Below are 20,873 nucleotides of genomic sequence, written 5' to 3' on the forward strand. Positions count from 1 at the left end.
AAGAGGGAATCCCGCCGGTCAGAAGCGAGTGTCCGGCGGTAACGTCCAAGTGGACGCCGCCCGGTGAAGCCGAAGAGCTTAGCCGGGCGGCGCTTGGGTGTGTGCGGATTTCCGGAACTCTTAGGGGGCAAACAAGGTGTGAGCTTTCACACGCAACGGAGAATTGCCTTGCGGCGTCCGGCTACGGCAGAGTCTGGGTCCTGTCAGGCCCCGCATACGACACTTGAGCACCATGGGGGGACTCGCGTCCCGCCGACCGTAGTGGATCACAGAACTACATAGAGACCGTCGTATGCCGCCCGAGCACCACGCGGCGCTTCCGCCCCCTGGAAGTTGCCCACCGGGCCCGCGCCTCCCGTGACCAGCAGTCGGAGGCCAGTGCCAGGGGCACGATTGCGTCCGTGAGAGGTCACCCGAGCGGACGGTGCTGGAAGGAAAACCGCGTGAGCCGGATTTCGGTCCGGGGATTCGCAGTGGCGTCCGCCACCGCGGTCACCACCGTCGGCGCCGTCGTGGGCGTTGCCTCGGGCAGCACCCAGCACCCCTCGAACGAACCCGAGGCGATGGCAGGCGACGCGACACTCCTCGCCGACATTCCCGCGGGCCAGCAGGCCCAGGTCCAGGTGTCCTCCCTGGCCCAGCAAGCGTCCGCACAGGCCGACGCGGCAGACTTCGCGGCCAAGAAGTCGGCGGAAGAAGCCGCTCGCAAGGCAGCCGCACAGACCGCCGTGGCCAAGCAGAAGGCCGCGGAGGAGAAGGAGCGGGCCGAGAAGGAGAAGAAAGAGGCCGCCAGCAGGTCCGCAACCCGCGACGCCTCCAGCTTCGCCACGCAGAGCTCGTACACCATCGCGCAGGTGCAGGCCATCGCACGCCAGATGGTCCCCTCCGACCAGTTCCAGTGCTTCAGCAACATCGTGAGCCACGAGTCCGGCTGGAACTACCACGCGGTCAACGCGGGCTCCGGTGCCTACGGCCTCTTCCAGGCCCTGCCCGGATCCAAGATGTCGTCCGCCGGCGCCGACTGGCAGACCAACCCCGCCACGCAGATCAAGTGGGGCCTGAGCTACATGAACGGCCGCTACCACAGCCCGTGCGAGGCATGGTCCTTCTGGCAGGCCAACAGCTGGTACTGAGCCCCCGCCGGACGCCGGACCGTCCCTTCCGCCGCGTCCCGGACCGCTCAACCCCCCGGAGCCCCTCGCCGTCCTACGGTGAGGGGCTCCGGCCCTGTACGGTCTCTTCCAGCGGGCTTCCGCGGCCGGCGACTTGGCGAGGATGAGACGCGGTGCAGGGGGAACTTGGGGAAGAGCACAGGGGGAAGGGACGGGAGATGTCGCGAATGCGCGAGTGGGCCGACAGGCTCGGCAAGGGACTCACCGGCATGGGCGAGCGGTTGAGCGAGGCGCGCGCCGCGGCGGCCGAGAAGTCCTCCGCCAACGGGCTGCCGCCGTCGGGCGGCGATGCGCCGCCCCCCGTCGCCAACATCCCGCCGCCCCCCTCCTACGCCCCCGCGGTCCCCTCGCGCCCCGAGCCCAAGGCGGCCGTGCCGTGGGGCATGCGGGTGGCCGCCGAGGCCGGCTGGCGGCTGCTCGTCCTGGCGGGTACCCTCTGGGTGCTGTTCCAGGTCATCAGCGCCATCCAGCTCGTGGTGCTCGCGTTCGTCGCGGCGCTGCTGATCACCGCGCTGCTGCAGCCCACCGTCGCCCGGCTGCGGCGGGCGGGGCTGCCCCGCGGGCCCGCCACCGCGCTGACCGCCATCTCCGGCTTCGTCATCATGGGCCTGGTCGGCTGGTTCGTCGTCTGGCAGGTCATGGAGAACCTGGACAACCTGTCGGCGCAGATCCAGGACGGCATCGACGAGCTGCGCCGCTGGCTGCTGCACAGCCCGTTCCACGTCACCGAGGACCAGATCAACGACATCGCGGGGAGCCTGCGGGACGCCGTCGGCGCCAACACCGACGCGATCACCTCCGCGGGCCTCGAAGGCGTCACCGTGATCGTGGAGGCGCTCACGGGCATCCTCCTGACGATGTTCTCGACGCTGTTCCTGCTCTACGACGGGCGGCGCATCTGGGAGTGGACGCTCAAGCTCGTCCCGTCGCAGGCGCGCGGCGGCATCGCGGGCGCGGGGCCGCGGGCCTGGCGGACCCTGACCGGGTACGTGCGCGGCACGGTGATCGTGGCCCTCATCGACGCCATCTTCATCGGCCTCGGCATCTTCTTCCTCGGCGTGCCGATGGCGGTGCCGCTCGCCGTGTTCATCTTCCTGTTCGCCTTCATCCCGCTGGTCGGCGCCGTGATCTCCGGTGCGCTGGCGGTCGTCGTGGCGCTGGTGACGCAGGGCGTGTTCACGGGCGTGATGACGCTCGTCGTGGTGCTGGCCGTGCAGCAGATCGAGGGGCACATCCTGCAGCCCTTCATCCTCGGCCGCGCGGTGCGGGTGCATCCGCTGGCCGTGGTGCTGTCGGTCGCCGCGGGCGGGCTGGTCGCCGGGATCGGGGGCGCGGTGGTGGCGGTGCCGCTGGTCGCCGTGACCAACAGCGTGGTCGGCTATCTGCGGGCGTACTCCCGGGAGATCGCGGTCCGGCACGCGGCCGCGGCACAGGACCTGTCCGGCACCGTGCCGGCCCCGGGGGCCCCGCCGACCGAGGAACGCGGGACCGGCCACGGGAGCGATGACGGGGGCGACGACCGGACCGACCACGGGACCGACCACGTGACGGCCCCGGCCGCCGCACCCGCCGCACCCGCGGCGCCGCCCGCTCCGGCGACGCCCCCGCCTGCCGCCGGCAGCATCCCACCCATGCCCCCGCGGCCTTCGGCACCGCCGAAGTAGACGCCCGCCTCCGGGGTCGCCCGTCCCTGCCGGGACCGGCCGGCCTCCAGGACCGCCGAAGTAGACGCTCCGCGCTACGAGGAGCCACCGGCAGACGCCCCGCAGCCTGGGCCGCAGCCGTGGAAGACGCCACCGTCCGGCGGCCCGGTGGGGGGTCGGGCCGCCGGACGGTGGCGGTGGGACGGGCGGGCGGCGCGGCCCGGCTACTCCGTGCGGAGCCCGTCCGGCCGCATCATCCGCAGCAGCGGAGGCAGGCTCAGGGCCGTCACGGCGAGCACCACGCCCGCGCCTATGCCCGTCATGGAGCCCACGCTCGCCCAGTCCACGGTGACCGTGGCGTCCACCATCTTCAACAGGACCGCCCCGAGCGTCAGGCCCACCAGCGAGGCCAGCACCAGCCCCAGGGCGATCGGGACGGCCGTCTGCCAGAACACCGACAGGCTGAGCGTACGGCGCCTGGTGCCGAAGGCCACCAGGACCGACAGCAGCTTCCTGCGCTCCCGCAACTGCTCCAGCTGGGACACCAGCAGGCTGGCGCCGATCAGGATCAGCACGCAGGTGGCGCCGACGAACAGCCCGGTGCGCACCGACGCGAAGCGGTTGGACTGCTCGCTGGCGGCGAGCACGAAGACGTCGGCCAGCGGATCCGCCTTCGCCGCGGTGTTGCGGACCCGGTCCCGGGCGTCGGGGTCGGACGGGTCGACCCGTACGTAGACGGTGCTGTCGGCGGTGGCCGCCGCGCTGTGCGGCAGCGCCGACGGGGTGGCCAGGACGCCGCCGCGCTCGACGCCCGTCGGGTCCTCCTTGCTCGGGACCGCCTTCATGGCCGCCGGAAGCCGCCAGGGCGCCTCCCGCCCCGGGGAACCGGGCTCCGACGGGTCCACGTACAGTGTGCGCCCCGGCTTCGCCTCCTGGGCGGTGGTGGTGTCGTACTCGGCTCCGGTGACGACGAAGACGTCGCCGTCGTGGCAGGTGGACAGGCGGGCCAGCTCGCGCAGCGCCGAGCAGTCCCCGACGCTCAGGGAGACGAAGTTCTCGGGGTCCTTCGCCTTCGCGGCCATGTCCGACGTGCCGAACGCCGTGGTGTGCCGCACGCCTCTCGTCGCCCGCAGGGCGCGGTCGGCGTCCGCCAGCGGCACGGTGGCGGGCACGTGGACCGTCATCTGCGCGCGGTTCAGATCGTTCTTCGTCTGGCGGGTGTAGTCGCCCGACACGCCCGCGAAGAGCATCTGGAGCGCGATCGCACCGGCCACGGCCACCCCGATGCCGTTGACCATCCGGGCCGCGGTGCCGCTGCTCAACTGGAGCCTGCGCACCGCGAGCTGCCAGGAGACGGCGCCCCCGCCGAGCCTGTTCACCACGGCCTCCACGACCCAGGGCAACAGGGCCGTGACGCCGATGAGCAGCAGGACGGTGCCGCCGATGACCATCCACTCGTTGAACGACTGCTCCCTGCCCTGGCCGATCATCGGGTAGAGCAGGACGAGACCGCCGAGCGGCAGCAGGAGGCGCCACCACAGGCGCCGCCGCGGGGGCTTGCCCTTGCGGACCACGCCGAGCGGCTCGATCACGACGTTGCGCAGCGCGAGGAGGGTCACCGCGACCGCGGCGGCGGGCACCGCGAGGGCGACCAGGACGGCGAGGCCGGGGGACGGGTTCAGGTCCGACGGGAAGACGCTGGTGTCGAAGAGGGTGATCCGGCCGGCGAGCTGGCGCAGGATCACGAAGAACACCGCGCCGAGGACCAGCCCCACCACGGCCCCGGCCAGCGCCTCGCCCCCGGCTATCCGGCGGGCCATCAGGCCGTCGGCGCCGACCAGGCGCAGCGCGGCCAGCCTGCGGTCGCGCCGCTCGCCTCCGAAGCGCACGGCCGTGGCGATGAAGACGGCGACCGGCATCAGCAGCACGATGAAGACCATGAGCACCAGGAGGGTGAGCACCGGGTCCAGGCCCTCGGTGGGGCCGGCCTTTCCGAAGGTGCTGATCCGCTGGACGTTCCAGATCCGTTCGGGGCCGCCGACGTGCAGATCGCGCGTGCCGGCGTAGTAGGCCAGCTCGCTGGGCCCGACGAGGCCCTGGTCGGCGATGGTGCCGGTGATCCGGTACGGCAGCCGCTGGCGGAGCAGCGCGCCGTCGTCGGACGCCAGCAGCTTCTTCAGCGCCGGCGAGACCGCCATCTCGCCCGGCCGCGGGAAGGCGGCGACACCGGGCGGCAGCGGCGCCTTCGGCCCCTCGGGCTGGACCAGCCGGCCGCGGACGCCGTCGCTGCGGTAGGTGGTCCCGGTGTCGGCGATCAGCAGCGTGTCGTCGGCCTTCGGCGGCACCTTCGCGCTGTACGTGATGTCGGTGCGGTCGCGCTCGCGTTCCTGCCGGTGCCCCCAGGCGCTGGGGAACGCCGTGGTGATCAGCAGCAGGGCCACGCCGAGGCCCACGCCGACGGCGGTGAGCAGGGTGCGCGCCCAGCTCTCCCGACCTCCGGCGAGCGCGAACCGCAGCCCCATGGCGAGGTCCCGTCCCCAGCCCGAGCCACGGCGCCGTCCGGCCGCGGCGGTGCCGGCGGGCGGCCCGGGCGGGGCGGTCCCCGCGGTGGCGGAAGCGGGTGGGGGCGTGCTCATGAGACCCGCTCCATGTCCCGTGACCTGCCGTCGCGCACCACGACCTCGCGGTCCGAGTAGGCGGCCACCCGGGCCTCGTGGGTGACGAGCACCACGGCGGTGCCGGAGGATCTGGCCGCGTCGGTCAGCAGCTCCATCACGCGCTCGCCGTTGAGCGAGTCGAGCGCTCCGGTGGGCTCGTCGGCGAAGAGCACCCGCGGTCCGGAGACCAGCGCGCGGGCGACGGCCACCCGCTGCCCCTGCCCGCCGGAGACCTCGCCGGGCCGCTGGCCCGCCACGTCGTCGACCTCCAGGCGCCGCATCCACGTCCGGGCCGTGTTCTCGGCCTCCTTGCGGCCGGTGCCGTTCAACCGGAGGGGGAGGGCGACGTTCTCCACGCAGGTGAGCTCGGGCACGAGCTGGCCGAACTGGAAGACGAAGCCGAAGTCGCTGCGGCGCAGGGCGCTGCGGTCCGCGTCGCTCATCGCGGACAGCTCGCGGCCGTTGTAGAGGATGCTGCCGGAGTCGGGCGTGACGATCCCGGCCAGGCAGTGCAGCAGGGTCGACTTGCCGGAGCCCGACGGGCCCATCACGGCGACGACCTCGCCGGGGTGGATGGAGAACGCGGCGCCGTCCAGGGCGGTGGTGGGGCCGTACGCCTTGTGGAGGTCGGTGGCCGCGAGCAGGGATCCCTCGGGGGCGCTCATGCGTGTACCTCCTGCGCGAGCTTGTCCAGGCGGGCGGCGGTCAGCTCCAGCCAGCGCAGGTCCGCCTCCAGGTGGAACAGCGCGTGGTCGCAGATGAGCTGGTCCGCGAGGTCGCCCTTGCGCTTGCGTTCGGTGAGGGCACGCATCATGCGCAGGTGCTCGGAGCGCTGCGTGTCGAGGATGTCGCCGGCCTCGCGCCTGGTGAGCAGGGCGAGGACGACCTTGGTGTAGAGGGTGGACTGGAGGTAGGGCTCGGGCTTCTCGGGGGTCGCGAGCCAGCGTTCGACGTCGGTGATGCCGGCCTCGGTGATCGCGTAGCGCTTCCGTTCGGGACCGCCGCCCGCCTCGATCCCGTCGACCTCGACGAGACCGTTCTTCAGCAGCCGGGACATGGTCGAGTAGACCTGCCCGTAGTGCAGCGGGCGGTCGTGCCCGAACTTCTCGTCGAAGGTGCGCTTGAGGTCGTAGCCGTGCCGGGGACCGGACTCCAACAACCCGAGAAGGGTGTGACCAATTGACATGGCAGTCACTATACACATGACGTATACGCCGCGTGTATAGCTGTCCGGTAACGGGCTGGGGCGGGTGCCGGGCCTGGGGTCTTGCGGTCCGGGGACCTCGGAGAGGGCCGGGCCCGGGGTGGCGGTCCGTGCCGCCAGTGCCGCGCGTGCCGCCCCGGGTCACGCCTCCGGTGGACCCTGGTCCGGGTCCGCGGTCGGGTCCGGGGCTGGACCCGCGGCTGAACCCTGGTCCGGACCCGTGCCCGTGCCCGTGGCCGGACCCGGAGCCGGACCCTCGCCCGGGTCCGCCCGCCGTGGCCGCCCCCGCCGCGGGATCGGGCGGGCGCCGCGGGGCAGGCGCCCGGCCTCCGCCAGCGCGCGGCGCAGCAGGAACTCGATCTGGGCGTTGGCGCTGCGCAGTTCCTCGCCGGCCCAGCGGGCCAGCGCCTCGTAGATGTGCGGGTCCAGGCGCAGCAGCACCTGCTTGCGCGCCTGGCGGCCGGCACGCGCCCCGGCGCCCGAACCGGCATCCGGGCCTGAGCCCGCGTCCGGGGCGGCGCCCGAGCCGGCGCCCGTGTCCGGGCTCGCGCCGGTCCCGTCCGCCCGCCGGGGCGCGTCCCCGCCGCCGTCCGCCGGGCTCACTGGTACAGCGTGCCCGTGTTCAGCACCGGCTGGGCCGCGCGGTCGCCGCAGAGCACCACCATCAGGTTCGAGACCATGGCCGCCTTCCGCTCCTGGTCGAGTTCGACGATGTCCTGCTCCGTGATCCGGCTGATCGCGGCCTCCACCATGCCGACCGCCCCGTCCACGATCTGCCGCCTCGCCGCGACGACCGCGCCGGCCTGCTGGCGCTGGAGCATGGCCGAGGCGATCTCGGGCGCGTAGGCGAGGTGCGTGAAGCGGGACTCGATGATCTGCACGCCGGCGGTCTCGATGCGCGCGTGCAGCTCGACGGCCAGCTTCTGCGTGATCTCCTCGGCGTTGCCGCGCAGCGACAGGCCCTCCTCGTCGTGGGCGTCGTAGGGGTACTCGATGGCGATGTGCCGCACGGCGGCCTCGGTCTGGGTGGAGACGAACTCCTTGAAGTCGTCCACCTCGAACGTGGCCTGCGCGGTGTCCTCCACCCGCCAGACGACCACCGCGGCGAGCTCTATCGGGTTGCCGTAGGCGTCGTTGACCTTGAGGACGGGCGTCTCGTGGTTGCGGACGCGGGTGGAGATCCTGGTGCGGGACGTCAGCGGGTTCACCCAGCGCAGGCCGTCCTTGCGGATGGTGCCGCGGTAGCGCCCGAAGAGCTGGACGACCCTGGCCTCGCCCGGCGCCACCGTGTTCAGGCCGCTCATGGCGAATATGGAGCCCAGGATCACGACGACGCCCAGGATGATCAGCGCCGGCTGCCCGCCGCCCGTGGCGACCGCGGCGCCGAGCGGGATCATCGCCACGCCCGCCAGCACCCCCACCAGGGTGAGCAGCAGGGCGAGGCCGCCGCCGACGCTGTGCGCGGCGAACTCCCGCACCCGCGGCCGGGGCATCTCCGGCACGCCCTCGGCGGCGGGATCGCCGGAGCGCGGGGCGCGGCCGCCTCCAGGGGTTCCGGCGGGAGCTCCGATCGGGGCTCCGGTTGTGGGCGCCCCGCCGTCGCCCTGGCCTTCCCCGGCCGGATCTCCCGCGGGCGAGGCGCTGCCCGCCCCGATGCCGCCGCCGATTCCGGATTCGCTGCCTGATGAACTCATGAGGACCCCCGGTTCTACGTCGATGCTGGTGTGTGCTCACCACACACTATCAATATGATAGCACAAATTCCATGCTGGCAACCTTCGGCACTTCTCACTCGTCGATTCCGTTGGAGACCGTTGGAACCGTTGCGGGTTCCGTCGGGGCCGGTGCTGATTGTCACGTCCGGAAAGGCCGGATCGGCCAGCGTTTGTCCTGGCGCGCGGTGCTAGTTTGCAGAGCCGTCCCCGGCGCCCGGTCGACGGACGAACGAGAACGAAGCGGAGCCAGGGCACCCATGGGACGAGCCGAAGCGAGACGAGCGCGGCAGCGCGGTGGCGCACGCCGGGCAGCGCACCAGCGCTCGGCGGGACACGCGAGAGGGGGGATACGCCGCATGTTCACCTGGAAGAAGATCCTGGGCTGCCTCTTCGGCCTCTGCCTGCTCGGCATGGGAGCCTTCATCGTGCTCTACCTGACGGTCCCCGTCCCCGAGGGCAACGCCCAGGCCAAGCTCCAGAGCAACGTCTACAAGTACAGCGACGGCACGGTCATGGCCCGCACCGGCAAGGTCAACCGCGAGATCGTCGACCTCTCCGAGGTGCCCAAGGACGTGCAGCGGACGTTCGTCGCCGCCGAGAACAAGACGTTCTACAAGGACCAGGGCGTCGACCTCAAGGGCACCGCGCGCGGCCTGATCAACACCCTGACCGGCAAGGGCACCCAGGGCGGTTCGACGATCACCCAGCAGTACGTCAAGAACTACTACCTGAACCAGGACCAGACCGTCACCCGCAAGCTCAAGGAACTGGTCATCTCGCTCAAGGTCGACCGCCAGAAGACCAAGGACGACATCCTCGCGGGCTACATCAACACCAGCTACTACGGGCGCGGCGCCTACGGCATCCAGGCCGCCGCGCAGGCGTACTACGGAACGGACGCCCGGGACCTGAACGTCGCCCAGGGCGCCTACCTCGCCGCGCTGCTCCAGGCCCCCAACCAGTACGACTGGGCGCTCGCCACGCCCACCGGCAAGCGGCTGGCCCAGGACCGCTGGAACTACGTCCTCGACAACATGGTCGAGGAGCACTGGCTCGACGCCGGCGCCCGGCAGGGCCTGAAGTTCCCGGTGCCGCGGACGCCGACGGCGGCGGCCGGGCTGAAGGGCCAGGAGGGCTACATCATCCAGGCCGCCAAGGACCAGGTGATGCGCGACCAGGACATCAGCGACGCCGAGTTCGAGGCCGGCGGCTGGACGATCACGCTCACCATCGACCGGAAGAAGGAGCAGGCCCTGGAGAACGCCGTCCAGGCCCAGCTGAACGACCACCTCAACCGCAAGACCCGCAGGGTCGACGGCGACGTGCAGGCCGGCGCCGTCTCGGTCGACCCCGGCAACGGCCATGTGGTGGCCCTCTACGGCGGCCGGGGCCTCACCGACCACTGGACGTCGAACGCCACCAGGACGGACTACCAGCCCGCGTCCACGTTCAAGCCCGTGATACTCGCCGCGGCCTTCAACGACGACGCCGAGACCCAGGACGGCCGCCCCATCACCGCGGACACGCTGTACGACGGCACCAACCGCCGCCGTGTCGTGGGCGGCCACGGGTTCGCCCCGCCGAACGAGGACGAGGTCTCCTACGGGCAGATCACCGTCCAGAAGGCCATGAACAAGTCCGTCAACGCGGTCTTCGCGCAGATGGGCGTGGACGTCGGCATATCCAGGATGCTGGACACCGCCGGCAGACTCGGCATGGACGTCAAGGACCTGCCGGTGGTGCCCGCGCAGACCCTCGGCTCGATGGGGGCCAGCCCCATGGAGATGGCCGGCGTCTACGCGAGCCTGGACCACCACGGCCGCAAGGTCACCCCGCAGATCGTGCGGGCCGCCAGCCACCAGGGCACCCCGATCGACATCCCCGAGGCGATCGGCGACCAGGCGATCAGCCGTCAGGCGGCGGACGCCGTCACCTCCGTGCTGACCGGAGTGGTCAACGACGGCACGGGCTCCGCGGTGCGCAACCCCGAGCAGGCCGTGGCCGGCAAGACGGGCACGTCCGACGAGAACAGGTCCGCCTGGTTCTCCGGCTACACGCCGAAGCTGGTGACGTCCGTGGGCCTGTTCGGCGAGGCCGCCAAGACCCACAAGGACAGCAAGGGGAAGCTCATCAAGCAGGGTGAGCACGTCTCCATGGCAGGCGCGGGCGGGCTGCCGCGCGTCGACGGCGCCAGCTTCCCGGCCCGTATCTGGGCCGCCTACACCTTCAAGGCGATGGGCTCGCCCAGCACGTTCGACCTCGACACCGACAAGGGCGACGGCATCGCGCCGCCTGCGGACCCGACCACCAGCGCACCCGAGCAGACCCCGACCGAGGCTCCGCCGTCCACTCCGCCGACGGAGAGCGCCCCGCCCCCGCCGCCCCCGCCGACGGAGAGCTCCCCGCCCACCACGCCGTCCCAGCCGCCGAGCAGCCCGCCCCCGTCGGAGCCGTCCACGCCGCCTCCGCCGAGCAACAGCCCCTTCCGCCAGGGCCTGGGGCTGACGGGCTGAACGGCAGCCGGGAGGCCGGCCGTCACGGCTTGTGGCAGGTTGACGAGCCCGCGCGCATGCCTCCTGGCGGCCTTCAGGCCTTGGACTCGATACGGCCGTAGGCGGCGGTGTGCCGCTCGAAGGCCGCGCGGGCTTCTTCCCAGGCGTCGCTGCCGGAGTCGGTGGCGCTGCGCAGGTATGCCCAGGTCATGCGCTGTGTGAGAGCGAGGAGTTCGGGGCTCTCGTCATCGGTCTCCGCGAGGTTGTAGCCCATGATGCCGCCGAGGAAGTGCCTGGCGCCGAAGAACGTGATCAGGTCGCCGTCGCCGGGGCTCTGGCGGTAGGGCTCGGCGTGCCATTCGGCGCCGTAGAGCATCATCGCCGGGTTGACGTCGGTGTCTCCGTAGACCACCAGGGCGGGGGCGGTCATGTGGGAGAAGTCGACGTCCAGCTCCGGGTACGCCTGGCGCACCGCGGGGACGAGCCCCTCGCCGCTGCCGGTCGGGGCCAGGAGCAGGCCGGCCCCGATGCGCGGCTCGCGGAGGTCCTCGTCGCTCGTCTTGCCGTCGACGCCCTTCAAGCGGGCTCCGAGCAGGACGGCGATGGTCTGCGCGCCCGCGGAGTGGCCCGCGCCGACGACGTGGTCGTGGTCGAGGCGCCCGGCGAGCCCGGGGACCCGCTGCTCTATCTCGGTGAGGCCGTCGAGGATCTGCCGCATGTCGGCCAGGCGGGCGGCGCTGAACATGGAGTGGCCCGGTTTCCCGGGGTCGAGGCCGAAGCCGCCGATCTTGGAGCTGAGATGCGTCGGCTGCACGACCGCGAAGCCGCGTGCCGCCCAGAACTGCACGAGCGGGTCGTAGCCGTCCTTGGACGCCAGGTACAGGGAGTCGCCCCCGCCATGGGAGAACAGGACGACCGGGAGCCTCTCGCCGGCCGCGGGGGCGGTCACGCGTACTTCCAGAGGCAGTCCGCGCTCGGGGGCGGCCAGGACGACGGTCGTGACGGTGAGGCTGGGCTCGGCGTCCGGAACCGGGATGTTCAGGGCGTCATGGATGAGCTTGTTCATCGGGCATTCTCCAGGAGTGGTACGCCATGTGCCTGGGCGGCGGGGGCGGGAGTCCGGGCTCGACACGAAAACGGAACAACGTTCAGTCGATTACGCTACTGAACGTTGTTCCGTTTCGCAAAAGGGGATCGCCATGACGAACCAGCCCGCCGTCGGCGAGACGGCCCGCCCGGCCCGCCGTGACGTCCAGCGCAACCTCGATGCGCTGCTGAGCGCGGCGGCCGTGGTGTTCGCGGCGGAGGGGGTCGACGCGCCCGTCCGGCGGATCACCGCCGAGGCGGGCGTGGGTACGGGCACCCTGTACCGGCACTTCCCCGAGCGCTCGGACCTCATCGTCGCGGTCTTCCGCCGGGAGGTGGACACCTGCACGGCCGCCGCCGCCGAGCTCGCAGCCGTACACGAACCCGTCGAGGCCCTGCGCCTGTGGCTGGAACGCCTGGCCGACTTCGTGGCGACCAAGCGCGGCCTCAAGGCCGCCCTCCACTCCGGCGACCCTGCCTACGAGAGCCTGCCCGACTACTTCCGGGAACGGTTCCTGCCCGCCCTCGACACCCTGATGGCCGGCGCGGCCCTGGCCGAACCCCTCGACCCCGCCATCAGCGCATACGACCTGCTCCGCGCCATGGGCTCCGTCACCGCCCCCGAGGACCCCGCCTACACCCGCCGGATGATCCGCCTGATCGTGAACGGTCTGCGCCACCCCTCCGGCACATGACCAGCCACCCGGCCTCGGCCGCCTCCAGCAGCGGGAACTGACCGTCGTCGGCGGCCGGCCGTGTCTTGGCGCCAGGACTATGTGAGGGCCCGGACGGCGTCGAGGCAGCTGGAGGCCGCTGGAGGCGCGTCGGGGTACTGACCGGAGGGACCCGCTCAGCCGTGCTCTCCCGTGCCTCTCCGCGCCCCTGACGGGGCGTGCGGGCCGGGGCGAGCGGCCACCGCGCCGGTGCACCCGCGCCGCGGCGCGAGGAGCCTGCTCACGGCGGCGGGGGCGCCCCGTCAGGGGCGCGGGCGGGCCGCCCGCGCCGGTTCAGGCCACCTGGACCCGCACGGCCCGTTCGCGGGCCGGGGCCCGTAGGGCGCCGCCGGTGGCCGGGCCGGCCCGCCCGGCCGCCCGGGGGATCAGCCCAGTCCCGGCCGGTGCACCTCGAACCACACGACCTTGCCGGTGCTCAGCCGGGTCGCTCCCCAGCGCCGCGCCAGCTTGTTGACGAGGTAGAGCCCGCGCCCGCCCTCGTCGGTGGCGCGCGCCTGCCGGAGCCGCGGGAGCTGCGGCACGTCGTCGCCGACCTCGCAGCGCAGCACGTCGGTGCGGAGCAGCCGCAGGGTCACCGGCCGGGAGGCGTACCGGACGGCGTTCGTGACGACCTCGCTGACCAGCAGCTCCACGGCGTCGCTCAGGTCGTCCAGGTCCCAGCGGGACAGCGCGCTGCGCACCAGCCGGCGGGCCCGGCCCGGCGTCGCGTCCTCCGGCTCCAGGAACCAGTAGGCCACGTCGCTGGGCGCGATCCCGTCGAACCGGGCGGCGAGGAGGGCGATGTCGTCGTCCCGGTCGCCCGGGCCGAGCATGTCGAGGATCTCCTCGCAGAGGGCCTCCAGCGGCGGCGGGTGGTCAGGGCCGGTCAGCCGGGCGGTGGCGGCGAGCCGTTCGCGCAGCTGCTCGATGCCCGTCCACACGTCACGCAGCCGGGACTCCACCAGGCCGTCGGTGTACAGCAGGAGCGTGGCACCCGCGGGCGCGTCCAGCTCGACGGCCTCGAAGTCGACGCCGCCCACGCCGATCGGCGCGCCCGGCGGCACCCTCAGCACCTCGGCACGCCCGCCGAGGTGCAGCAGCACCGGCGGCGGGTGGCCGGCGTTGGCGATGGTGATGCGGTGCGAGACCGGGTCGTAGACCGCGTACAGGCAGGTGGCCATGCGGTCCGAGCCGAGCCGCTGGGCCTGCTCGTCCAGGTGGTGCAGGACCTCCTGGGGCGGCAGGTCGAGGCCGGCCAGGGTCTGGGCGGTGGTGCGGAGCTGGCCCATGATCGCCGCGGAGGTCATGGAGTGCCCCATGACGTCACCGACGACGAGGGCGACCCGGCTGCCGGGCAGCGGGATGGCGTCGTACCAGTCGCCACCGACGCGCGCCGTCTCGGCGGCGGGCAGGTAGCGGGACGCGAGCCTGACGCCGGTGGGCCGCGGCAGCGTCTCGGGGAGCATGGTGCGCTGCAACTCGTCGGCGATGTAGGCCTCGCGGCCGTACAGCACGGCCTTGTCGATGCCGAGCGCGCTGTGCGTGGCGAGCTGCGCGGCGACCAGCAGGTCCTCGCTCTCGAAGGCCGGACGGTCGGGCCCCCGCAGGAAGATGGCCGCGCCGATCACCCGGCGCCGGCCGCGGAGCGGGGCGAGTATCGCGCGCCGCCCGCCCGGCACCGAGCGGGAGCCGAGGAGTTCCGGCAGCGCCGCCAGGGCCGCGGGGGAGTCGGCGAAGACCGGGCGCACGCCGCGGAGCACTTCGGCGAGCGCACCGCCCGGCTCCACCTCGCACAGCTCGGTCGTGGCCGCCAGATCGGGCTGGGCGGGCACCAGCTGGGGCTGCAGGGCGGGCGACAGCGGGCTGCCCTCGCTCTCCTGCTCCTCGGTGCCGTCCTCGATCAGCCGCAGGCGGTCGGTGCGGCGCAGCCGCAGCACCACGGGTCCCGTGGGCCGCTCGTCGCCGACGGGCAGCGGGTCGCGGAGGTAGACCAGGATCGCGTCGGCGAACGTGGGCACGGTGGCCCGGCACAGGCCCATCACGATCTCGTCGAGGTCCATGCCGCGCGCGATGCGGCGCGTCGCGGCGCCGACGAACCTGAGGCGGTCGCCGTCGCGTTGCAGCGCGGCCTGGCCCACGGCGTGCGCGAGGCCCTGCGCGGGCAGGCCGGGCACGGGCACACCGGGCGCACCACCGGTGGGGGCGCCCGTGATGCCGGGTCCGGTGGGGAGGGGCCCCGGGGGTACGGGGTGCTGCGTGGGCGTAGGGGTCATGGCTCCGGGATGAGCAGGGCGCGGCCGGTGGGAGTCCGGCTGGTCCGGGGACGACTGGTGCGTGACCGGCTGGGCATGCTCATCGCTGTCACCGGCGCCGGGTGTGGCGGACGCGCCTGCTCTGTCATGCTGGCCGGTGGCCTGGTCCTGCCGGCCGCCGGGGGCCCTGTCCTGGGCTCCGCAGGAGGATATGGCGCCGGTGTGCGCGGGGTCGCCGGACCGGCCGTGCGCCGTCAGGGCCGCGGTCGCCGGCTCGGGGGCCTCCGGGGTACGCAGCAGCGCCCCGCGCGGGTCCGCGGGGTCGGGTGGCCGGACAGCGCTGGGCTGTCGGTCCTCGTGGGAGGTGGTGTGCTCCGTCACGCGTGTCGAATCCGTCCGTCCGGGGCTGCGCGCCGTGCGCGCCGTCCATGCGTCACCTGGGTGCGTCACGCGTGGATCTGGTGCGTCGGCAGTTGGGGAACAGCTGGTGCTCGGGTAGAGCGTCGGTACTCGCCGGGCTGTACGCGCGCGCCCTCCCCGGCGATCTCGAAACCCGCATCGTGTACGACCTGGCGCAATTCGTCCCGCAGGAATCCCGATACCCGGATTATGTGGCCCAGGAACGAAATCTCGGTGTCGGCCAGGGCGGCCTCGGCCTTGGCGAGGGTAAACAAGCCATGGGGCCGGGGCGTTCTGCGGAGTCTGTGCAGCGCCCGGCGGGTCCCGCCGCGGGACGGCTTCAGCGCCGCGGGGGTGCGGGTGGCACCGCCTCGGAGCGGGGTGGCACCGCCTCGGAGCGCGAGGCCGCGCTGCTCCCCGGGGGTCGGGATGCCCAGGTCACGGTGGGTCAGCCCGCTTGCCCGTGTGCTGTTTCCGGCCGGCCTCGGGGTCACCGTCGATAAATCGACATCGGCATGGCGGCCCGCGCCGGTGGACCGGCGCCCGGTGGGCCGTGCGCCATCGAGTGCGCGGGAGCCGCAGTGGGGCCCGGACGCCTGCCGGGCGCCCGCCGTGACACGGCCTTCCCGGTTCGGGAAGGTTTGCTCGTAGCGCGCCCCGATGGCGTCGAAGGCGTGCACCCGGCCGGTACGGTCCGCCGTCGCGACCCCGCAGTCCAGGTCAGCCTCGCTACCGTTCACGATTACTGCCGCTCCTCGATGACGTTGTGTCAGGGGTGGTGCAGACCATCGAAGTTGCCGGTGCACCCTTGCGGGGGACGATCCTACGTTTGAACCATGGGGGCACAGCAAGAGTCTCATGACGACTGATGTGAGGACTCGGGTGTGGGGCCCCGGTCCCAATCGTCCGGAAGTGGCGGGACCGTCCAGCGGGGGTCGGGTCGCCAGTCGGGCCAGCTCTCCGAGAACGGTGGTTCCCAGGCCGTGATCGCCTCGACGGCCGCCCAGCCTGCCTGCCGTACGGATCTCGCCTTGGCCGGATCCATCAGCCCTTCGCGCTGGGCCTGCGCGAACTCGTCCTCGTCGAGCCACCGCCAGCTCCGGTCGGGGCGGACGCTGATGTCGAGGAAGTGGTCTTCGGAGTCTACGCCGCCCGACCAGCGCGCGAGGGGTTCCTCGAGATTGACGTACCAGTTCTTGAAGCGCCAGCCGGGTTCCCAGAACAGCCAGACCGACCAGGGCCGGCCGGGCCTGGCGAGCTTCAGCAGGCCGGTGCCCCTCCAGTGGCCGAGGGCGACGGTGCGGGGCCTGGTGTAGCGGGACGCCAGCGGCTCCGCGTGGATGGGGGTGCCGTCGGCCAGAACGGGTTTGACGCAGGGTGTGCCCGGGGCGACCCAGACGGCGAGCAGGTCCTCGGTGTCCTGCACGACGGTGACGGGGCGGCAGATGTGCACGCGGGGGCCGCCGTTCTCCCGGTAGCGCCACAGGATGTGGCTGCCGCGGGGCCAGCGGGCGGTGGGCGCTCCTGTCCTCGCGGGAGCGGACGCACCGGTCCTCGCGGGAGCGGGAGCGTGGGCGGGGGTGGCGGAAGCCGTGGCAGGGGGCTTGGCGCCGGTGCCGGCCGGCGGCCCGAGTGCTGAGCCGTTGACCGGGGCGTGCGCTGTTTCCTCTGCCATGTACAGATATTAGGTGGGACGTGCCGGAGTCGCTGCGGGGTGGGTCACTCGTGGGGGCGGGAGCGGGTCGCCCGAGGAGGCGGAGGGGCGGCCGGTGGGCGGGGTGGCGGCCGCACGCCCCGGCGGCTCCCGGCGCGCGCACCTGCCCAGGCGCCCTCCGGTGCGCTCCGCCCCGTACCGCCGTCGCGCGCTGCCCCCGCCGGCCGCCTAAGGGTGCGTCAAGGGTGTGTCATGCGCAGGACGTCCAGCGCCTCGTCGAGCTGTTCCCCGGTCAGCAGGCCGCGTTCGACGTAGCCCAGTTCGAGGACCGTCTCGCGGATGGTCTTCCGCTCGGCCAGGGCCTTCTTGGCGACCTTCGCGGCTTCCTCGTAACCGATGAACTTGTTCAACGGTGTCACGACGGACGGTGAGGACTCCGCGTACTCGCGCGCCCGCTCGACGTTGGCCGTGATGCCGTCGACGGTGCGGTCGGCGAGGAGGCGGGTGACGTTGGCGAGCAGCCGGATGGACTCCAGCAGGTTCTTGGCGATCACGGGGAGCATGACGTTCAGCTCGAAGTTCCCCGAGGCACCGGCGGTGGCGATGGTGGCGTCGTTCCCGGTGACCTGGGCGGCGACCTGGAGGACCGCCTCCGGGATCACCGGGTTGACCTTGCCGGGCATGATCGAGGAACCGGGCTGGAGGTCGGGGAGGCTGATCTCGGCGAGGCCGGTGCGGGGGCCCGAGGCCATCCACCGCAGGTCGTTGGAGATCTTGGTGAGGGAGACGGCGAGGGTCCTGAGCTGGCCGGAGGTCTCCACGAGCCCGTCCCGGGCGCCCTGCGCCTCGAAGTGGTCGCGGGCCTCCGTCAGCGGCAGCCCGGTCCGCTCGGCGATCTCGCCGATGACGGCGGCGGCGAAGCCGGGCGGGGTGTTGATGCCCGTGCCGACGGCGGTGCCGCCCAGGGGGAGTTCGGCGAGGCGGGGGAGGGAGGCGCCCAGCCGCTCGATGCCGTGCCGGATCTGCGCGGCGTAGCCGCCGAACTCCTGGCCGAGGGTGACCGGGGTGGCGTCCATGAGGTGGGTGCGGCCGGACTTCACGACGTCCTTGAACTCGTTCGCCTTGCGCTCCAGGGCCGTGGCCAGGTGCTCCAGGGAGGGGAGGAGGTCGTGGGTGACGGCGGCCGTGGCGGCGATGTGGATGCTGGAGGGGAAGACGTCGTTGGAGCTCTGCGAGGCGTTGACGTGGTCGTTCGGGTGGACGTCGCGGCCGAGGCGCTCGGTGGCGAGGGTGGCCAGGACCTCGTTGGTGTTCATGTTGCTGGAGGTGCCGGAGCCGGTCTGGAAGACGTCGATCGGGAAGTGGTCGTCCCAGCGGCCCTCGGCGACCTCGGCGGCGGCTTCCTGGATGGCGCGGGCCATGTCCTCGTCGATCACGCCGAGATCGGCGTTCACCTTGGCCGCGGCGCTCTTGACGCGGGCCAGGGCCTCGATGTGGGCGCGCTCGATGCGCTGCCCGGAGACCGGGAAGTTCTGCACCGCCCGCTGGGTCTGGGCACGCCACTTCGCGTGGGCGGGGACCCGCACCTCGCCCATGGAGTCGTGCTCCGTGCGGTACTCCGCCGGGTCCTGCCCGCCGCTGGCGGCCTTCTCGCTTGTCATCTCGTGGTACCTCCCGCCGGTACAGCACCGAGGCCGCTTCCCGTGTTCCCTCCTGGCCCTCGTTTCCCTCTCAGGGCTCGGCTTCCGTCTCAGGGCCTGGCTTCCGTCTCAGCGCCCGGCTCCGCTCGACGGCGAGGTACCCCTGGGCCGCGGATGTAGGCCGGACGGGCTGGACGGCTGGACGGCTGGACGGCTGGAAGGGCTGGATGGGGCCGATGGGTCGGACGTTCTCAAGGTCGGATAGGCCGCCCGTTGGAAAGCTGGGCGGCCGGTCGTCCGGCCGGACGAGGAAACGCCCTCCCCGGTGGAGGTCCGGGGAGGGCGCGTCTGGGGGTCTGCGGCACTCAGCCCTGGCCGGGGCCGCGGACCGGGATGCTGGTGAAGGTCGGGCTGGGGGCGGGGTCCGCGAAGAAGTCGTTGCCCTTGTCGTCGACGACGATGAAGGCGGGGAAGTCCTCGACCTCGATCTTCCAGACGGCCTCCATGCCGAGCTCCTCGTACTCGACGACCTCGACCTTCTTGATGCAGTCCTGGGCGAGGCGCGCGGCGGGGCCGCCGATGGAGCCGAGGTAGAAGCCGCCGTGCTCCTTGCAGGCGCCGGTGACCTGTCCCGAGCGGTTGCCCTTGGCGAGCATCACCTTGGAGCCGCCGGCCGCCTGGAACTGCGCCACGTAGGAGTCCATGCGCCCCGCGGTGGTCGGCCCGAAGGAGCCCGACGCGTACCCCTCGGGGGTCTTCGCGGGGCCTGCGTAGTACACGGGGTGGTCCTTGAGGTACTGCGGCATGTCCTCGCCGGCGTCCAGGCGCTCCTTGATCTTGGCGTGGGCGATGTCGCGGGCGACCACCAGGGGACCGGTCAGGGACAGGCGGGTCTTGACGGGGAACCTGGTGAGCTCGGCGAGGATCTCGTCCATGGGGCGGTTCAGGTCGACCTTCACGACGTCGCCGGCCCCGTCCAGGCCCGCGGCGGAACCGCTGTCGAGCTCGGCTTCCGTGGTCTCCGGAAGGAAGCGCGCCGGGTCGGTCTCCAGCTGCTCCAGGAAGACGCCCTCGGCGGTGATCTTCGCCAGGGCCTGGCGGTCGGCCGAGCAGGAGACGGCGATGGCGACCGGGCAGGACGCGCCGTGCCGCGGGAGGCGCACGACGCGCACGTCGTGGCAGAAGTACTTGCCGCCGAACTGCGCCCCGATGCCGATCTTCTGCGTCAGCTCGAAGACCTTCTCCTCCAGGTCCTTGTCCCGGAAGCCGTGGCCCAGCTCGGAGCCCTCCGAGGGCAGCTCGTCGAGGTAGTGCGCGGAGGCGTACTTCGCCGTCTTCAGCGCGAACTCCGCGGAGGTGCCGCCGACGACGATCGCCAGGTGGTAGGGCGGGCAGGCGGCGGTGCCGAGGGAGCGGATCTTCTCTTCCAGGAACCCCATCATGGCGGTCTCGTTCAGGACCGCCTTCGTCTCCTGGTACAGGAACGACTTGTTGGCGCTGCCGCCGCCCTTGGCCATGAAGAGGAACTTGTAGGCGCCGCCGTCGGTGGCGTACAGCTCGATCTGGGCCGGGAGGTTGGAGCCGGTGTTCTTCTCCTCCCACATGGTCACCGGGGCCATCTGGGAGTACCGCAGGTTGAGCCGGGTGTACGCGTCGTAGATGCCCCTGGAGAGGGCCTCCTCGTCGCCACCCTCGGTGAGCACGTTCTGCCCGCGCTTGCCCATGACGATCGCGGTGCCGGTGTCCTGACACATCGGCAGCACGCCGGCCGCGGCGATGTTCGCGTTCTTCAGCAGGTCGAGCGCCACGAACTTGTCGTTCGCGGACGCCTCCGGGTCGTCGACGATGCGGCGCAGCTGGGCGAGGTGGGCCGGGCGCAGGTAGTGCTGGATGTCGTGAACGGCCTCTTCCGCAAGGGCCCGCAGCGCCTCCGGTTCGACCTTCAGGAAGGTTCGCCCCCCGGCCTCGAAGGTGCTGACGCCCTCGGCGGACACGAGCCGGTACGGGGTGGGGTCCTCCCCGGTAGGAAGCAGATCGGAGTACTGAAACTCTGGCATTGCGCCCATTCCTCACTCGACAGACAGCGACACCGCCCCGCCGGCAGCGCGCGACTAGCGTAGTCCCGGCTCGCGCGCCCTACGCGCATGGCGCCTGCCGCAGCCGCGGTGCGGGCTGCGGCGAGGGCGGCGGGGTGGTCGGTGGGGTTGTCCACAGGGGAGTTGTCCACAGGGGGTAGTCGCGATCTA

At 72.4% G+C, this 20,873-nt stretch carries 15 protein-coding genes; 4 read left to right on the forward strand and 11 right to left on the reverse strand.

Going from position 1 to position 20,873, the window contains the following annotated elements:
* The first annotated feature begins 443 nt into the window (after positions 1-443).
* Complete coding sequence (locus Sm713_RS04720; protein ID WP_212908407.1) at positions 444-1,133, forward strand: lytic transglycosylase domain-containing protein; 690 nt, start codon at positions 444-446, stop codon at positions 1,131-1,133.
* A gap of 197 nt (positions 1,134-1,330) precedes the next feature.
* A complete protein-coding gene (locus Sm713_RS04725) occupies positions 1,331-2,836 on the forward strand; it encodes an AI-2E family transporter (RefSeq protein ID WP_249416090.1) in 1,506 nt (501 codons plus the stop codon).
* Between the two features lie 203 nt (positions 2,837-3,039).
* Here the strand turns inward: Sm713_RS04725 and Sm713_RS04730 are convergent, their stop codons facing one another.
* From Sm713_RS04730 to Sm713_RS04750, 5 genes are all read right to left on the reverse strand, one after another.
* Positions 3,040-5,337, reverse strand: a complete 2,298-nt coding sequence (locus Sm713_RS04730; RefSeq protein ID WP_212911787.1) for an ABC transporter permease — start codon at positions 5,335-5,337, stop codon at positions 3,040-3,042.
* 110 nt (positions 5,338-5,447) lie between these two features.
* Entirely contained in the window at positions 5,448-6,137 is a 690-nt protein-coding gene (locus tag Sm713_RS04735) for an ABC transporter ATP-binding protein (protein WP_212908408.1), read from the reverse strand.
* A complete protein-coding gene (locus Sm713_RS04740) occupies positions 6,134-6,658 on the reverse strand; it encodes a PadR family transcriptional regulator (RefSeq protein WP_212908409.1) in 525 nt (174 codons plus the stop codon). The genes Sm713_RS04735 and Sm713_RS04740 overlap by 4 nt, the downstream gene beginning before the upstream one ends.
* A gap of 159 nt (positions 6,659-6,817) precedes the next feature.
* Entirely contained in the window at positions 6,818-7,117 is a 300-nt protein-coding gene (locus tag Sm713_RS40125; protein WP_249416516.1) for a hypothetical protein, read from the reverse strand.
* 158 nt (positions 7,118-7,275) lie between these two features.
* Positions 7,276-8,169: an SPFH domain-containing protein gene (locus Sm713_RS04750; protein ID WP_212911788.1), complete on the reverse strand. Its 894-nt coding sequence runs from the start codon at positions 8,167-8,169 to the stop codon at positions 7,276-7,278.
* Between the two features lie 479 nt (positions 8,170-8,648).
* On the opposite strand from Sm713_RS04750, the gene Sm713_RS04755 reads away from it, so the two are divergent.
* Positions 8,649-10,904, forward strand: a complete 2,256-nt coding sequence (locus tag Sm713_RS04755) for a transglycosylase domain-containing protein (protein ID WP_212908411.1) — start codon at positions 8,649-8,651, stop codon at positions 10,902-10,904.
* A 73-nt stretch (positions 10,905-10,977) separates the two neighbouring features.
* Here Sm713_RS04755 and Sm713_RS04760 read toward each other — a convergent pair whose 3' ends face one another.
* Positions 10,978-11,949: a chlorophyllase gene (locus Sm713_RS04760; protein WP_212908412.1), complete on the reverse strand. Its 972-nt coding sequence runs from the start codon at positions 11,947-11,949 to the stop codon at positions 10,978-10,980.
* Between the two features lie 133 nt (positions 11,950-12,082).
* Between Sm713_RS04760 and Sm713_RS04765 the strand changes: the two genes are divergently transcribed.
* A complete protein-coding gene (locus Sm713_RS04765; RefSeq protein WP_212908413.1) occupies positions 12,083-12,664 on the forward strand; it encodes a TetR/AcrR family transcriptional regulator in 582 nt (193 codons plus the stop codon).
* A gap of 404 nt (positions 12,665-13,068) precedes the next feature.
* On the opposite strand, the gene Sm713_RS04770 is transcribed toward Sm713_RS04765, so the two are convergent.
* From Sm713_RS04770 to Sm713_RS04790, 5 genes are all read right to left on the reverse strand, one after another.
* Positions 13,069-15,315, reverse strand: a complete 2,247-nt coding sequence (locus Sm713_RS04770; protein WP_212908414.1) for a SpoIIE family protein phosphatase — start codon at positions 15,313-15,315, stop codon at positions 13,069-13,071.
* 65 nt (positions 15,316-15,380) lie between these two features.
* Positions 15,381-16,073 carry an SAM-dependent methyltransferase gene (locus Sm713_RS04775; protein WP_212908415.1) on the reverse strand — a complete coding sequence of 231 codons (693 nt, stop codon included), beginning with the start codon at positions 16,071-16,073 and terminating at the stop codon, positions 15,381-15,383.
* Positions 16,074-16,189: 116 nt separating this feature from the next.
* Positions 16,190-17,008: a DUF402 domain-containing protein gene (locus tag Sm713_RS04780; protein ID WP_212908416.1), complete on the reverse strand. Its 819-nt coding sequence runs from the start codon at positions 17,006-17,008 to the stop codon at positions 16,190-16,192.
* Positions 17,009-17,226: 218 nt separating this feature from the next.
* Positions 17,227-18,648 (reverse strand): aspartate ammonia-lyase, encoded by a 1,422-nt coding sequence (locus Sm713_RS04785; RefSeq protein WP_212908417.1) that lies wholly within the window; start codon positions 18,646-18,648, stop codon positions 17,227-17,229.
* A gap of 344 nt (positions 18,649-18,992) precedes the next feature.
* Positions 18,993-20,693: a fumarate hydratase gene (locus Sm713_RS04790; protein WP_212908418.1), complete on the reverse strand. Its 1,701-nt coding sequence runs from the start codon at positions 20,691-20,693 to the stop codon at positions 18,993-18,995.
* Positions 20,694-20,873: the final 180 nt, after the last annotated feature.

The sequence above is a fragment of the Streptomyces sp. TS71-3 genome, from assembly GCF_018327685.1.
In the GTDB taxonomy this organism is placed as follows: domain Bacteria; phylum Actinomycetota; class Actinomycetes; order Streptomycetales; family Streptomycetaceae; genus Streptomyces.

What these genes read in the sequence shown, in the direction of transcription:
- Sm713_RS04725 (WP_249416090.1), top strand. Translation starts at nt 1,331, where the DNA reads ATGTCGCGAATGCGCGAGTGGGCCGACAGGCTCGGCAAGGGACTCACC.
- Sm713_RS04740 (WP_212908409.1), bottom strand. Translation starts at nt 6,658, where the DNA reads ATGTCAATTGGTCACACCCTTCTCGGGTTGTTGGAGTCCGGTCCCCGG.
- Sm713_RS04790 (WP_212908418.1), bottom strand. Translation starts at nt 20,693, where the DNA reads ATGGGCGCAATGCCAGAGTTTCAGTACTCCGATCTGCTTCCTACCGGG.
- Sm713_RS04750 (WP_212911788.1), bottom strand. Translation starts at nt 8,169, where the DNA reads ATGCCCCGGCCGCGGGTGCGGGAGTTCGCCGCGCACAGCGTCGGCGGC.
- Sm713_RS04755 (WP_212908411.1), top strand. Translation starts at nt 8,649, where the DNA reads ATGGGACGAGCCGAAGCGAGACGAGCGCGGCAGCGCGGTGGCGCACGC.
- Sm713_RS04730 (WP_212911787.1), bottom strand. Translation starts at nt 5,337, where the DNA reads ATGGGGCTGCGGTTCGCGCTCGCCGGAGGTCGGGAGAGCTGGGCGCGC.
- Sm713_RS04760 (WP_212908412.1), bottom strand. Translation starts at nt 11,949, where the DNA reads ATGAACAAGCTCATCCATGACGCCCTGAACATCCCGGTTCCGGACGCC.
- Sm713_RS04780 (WP_212908416.1), bottom strand. Translation starts at nt 17,008, where the DNA reads ATGGCAGAGGAAACAGCGCACGCCCCGGTCAACGGCTCAGCACTCGGG.
- Sm713_RS04765 (WP_212908413.1), top strand. Translation starts at nt 12,083, where the DNA reads ATGACGAACCAGCCCGCCGTCGGCGAGACGGCCCGCCCGGCCCGCCGT.
- Sm713_RS04735 (WP_212908408.1), bottom strand. Translation starts at nt 6,137, where the DNA reads ATGAGCGCCCCCGAGGGATCCCTGCTCGCGGCCACCGACCTCCACAAG.
- Sm713_RS04785 (WP_212908417.1), bottom strand. Translation starts at nt 18,648, where the DNA reads ATGACAAGCGAGAAGGCCGCCAGCGGCGGGCAGGACCCGGCGGAGTAC.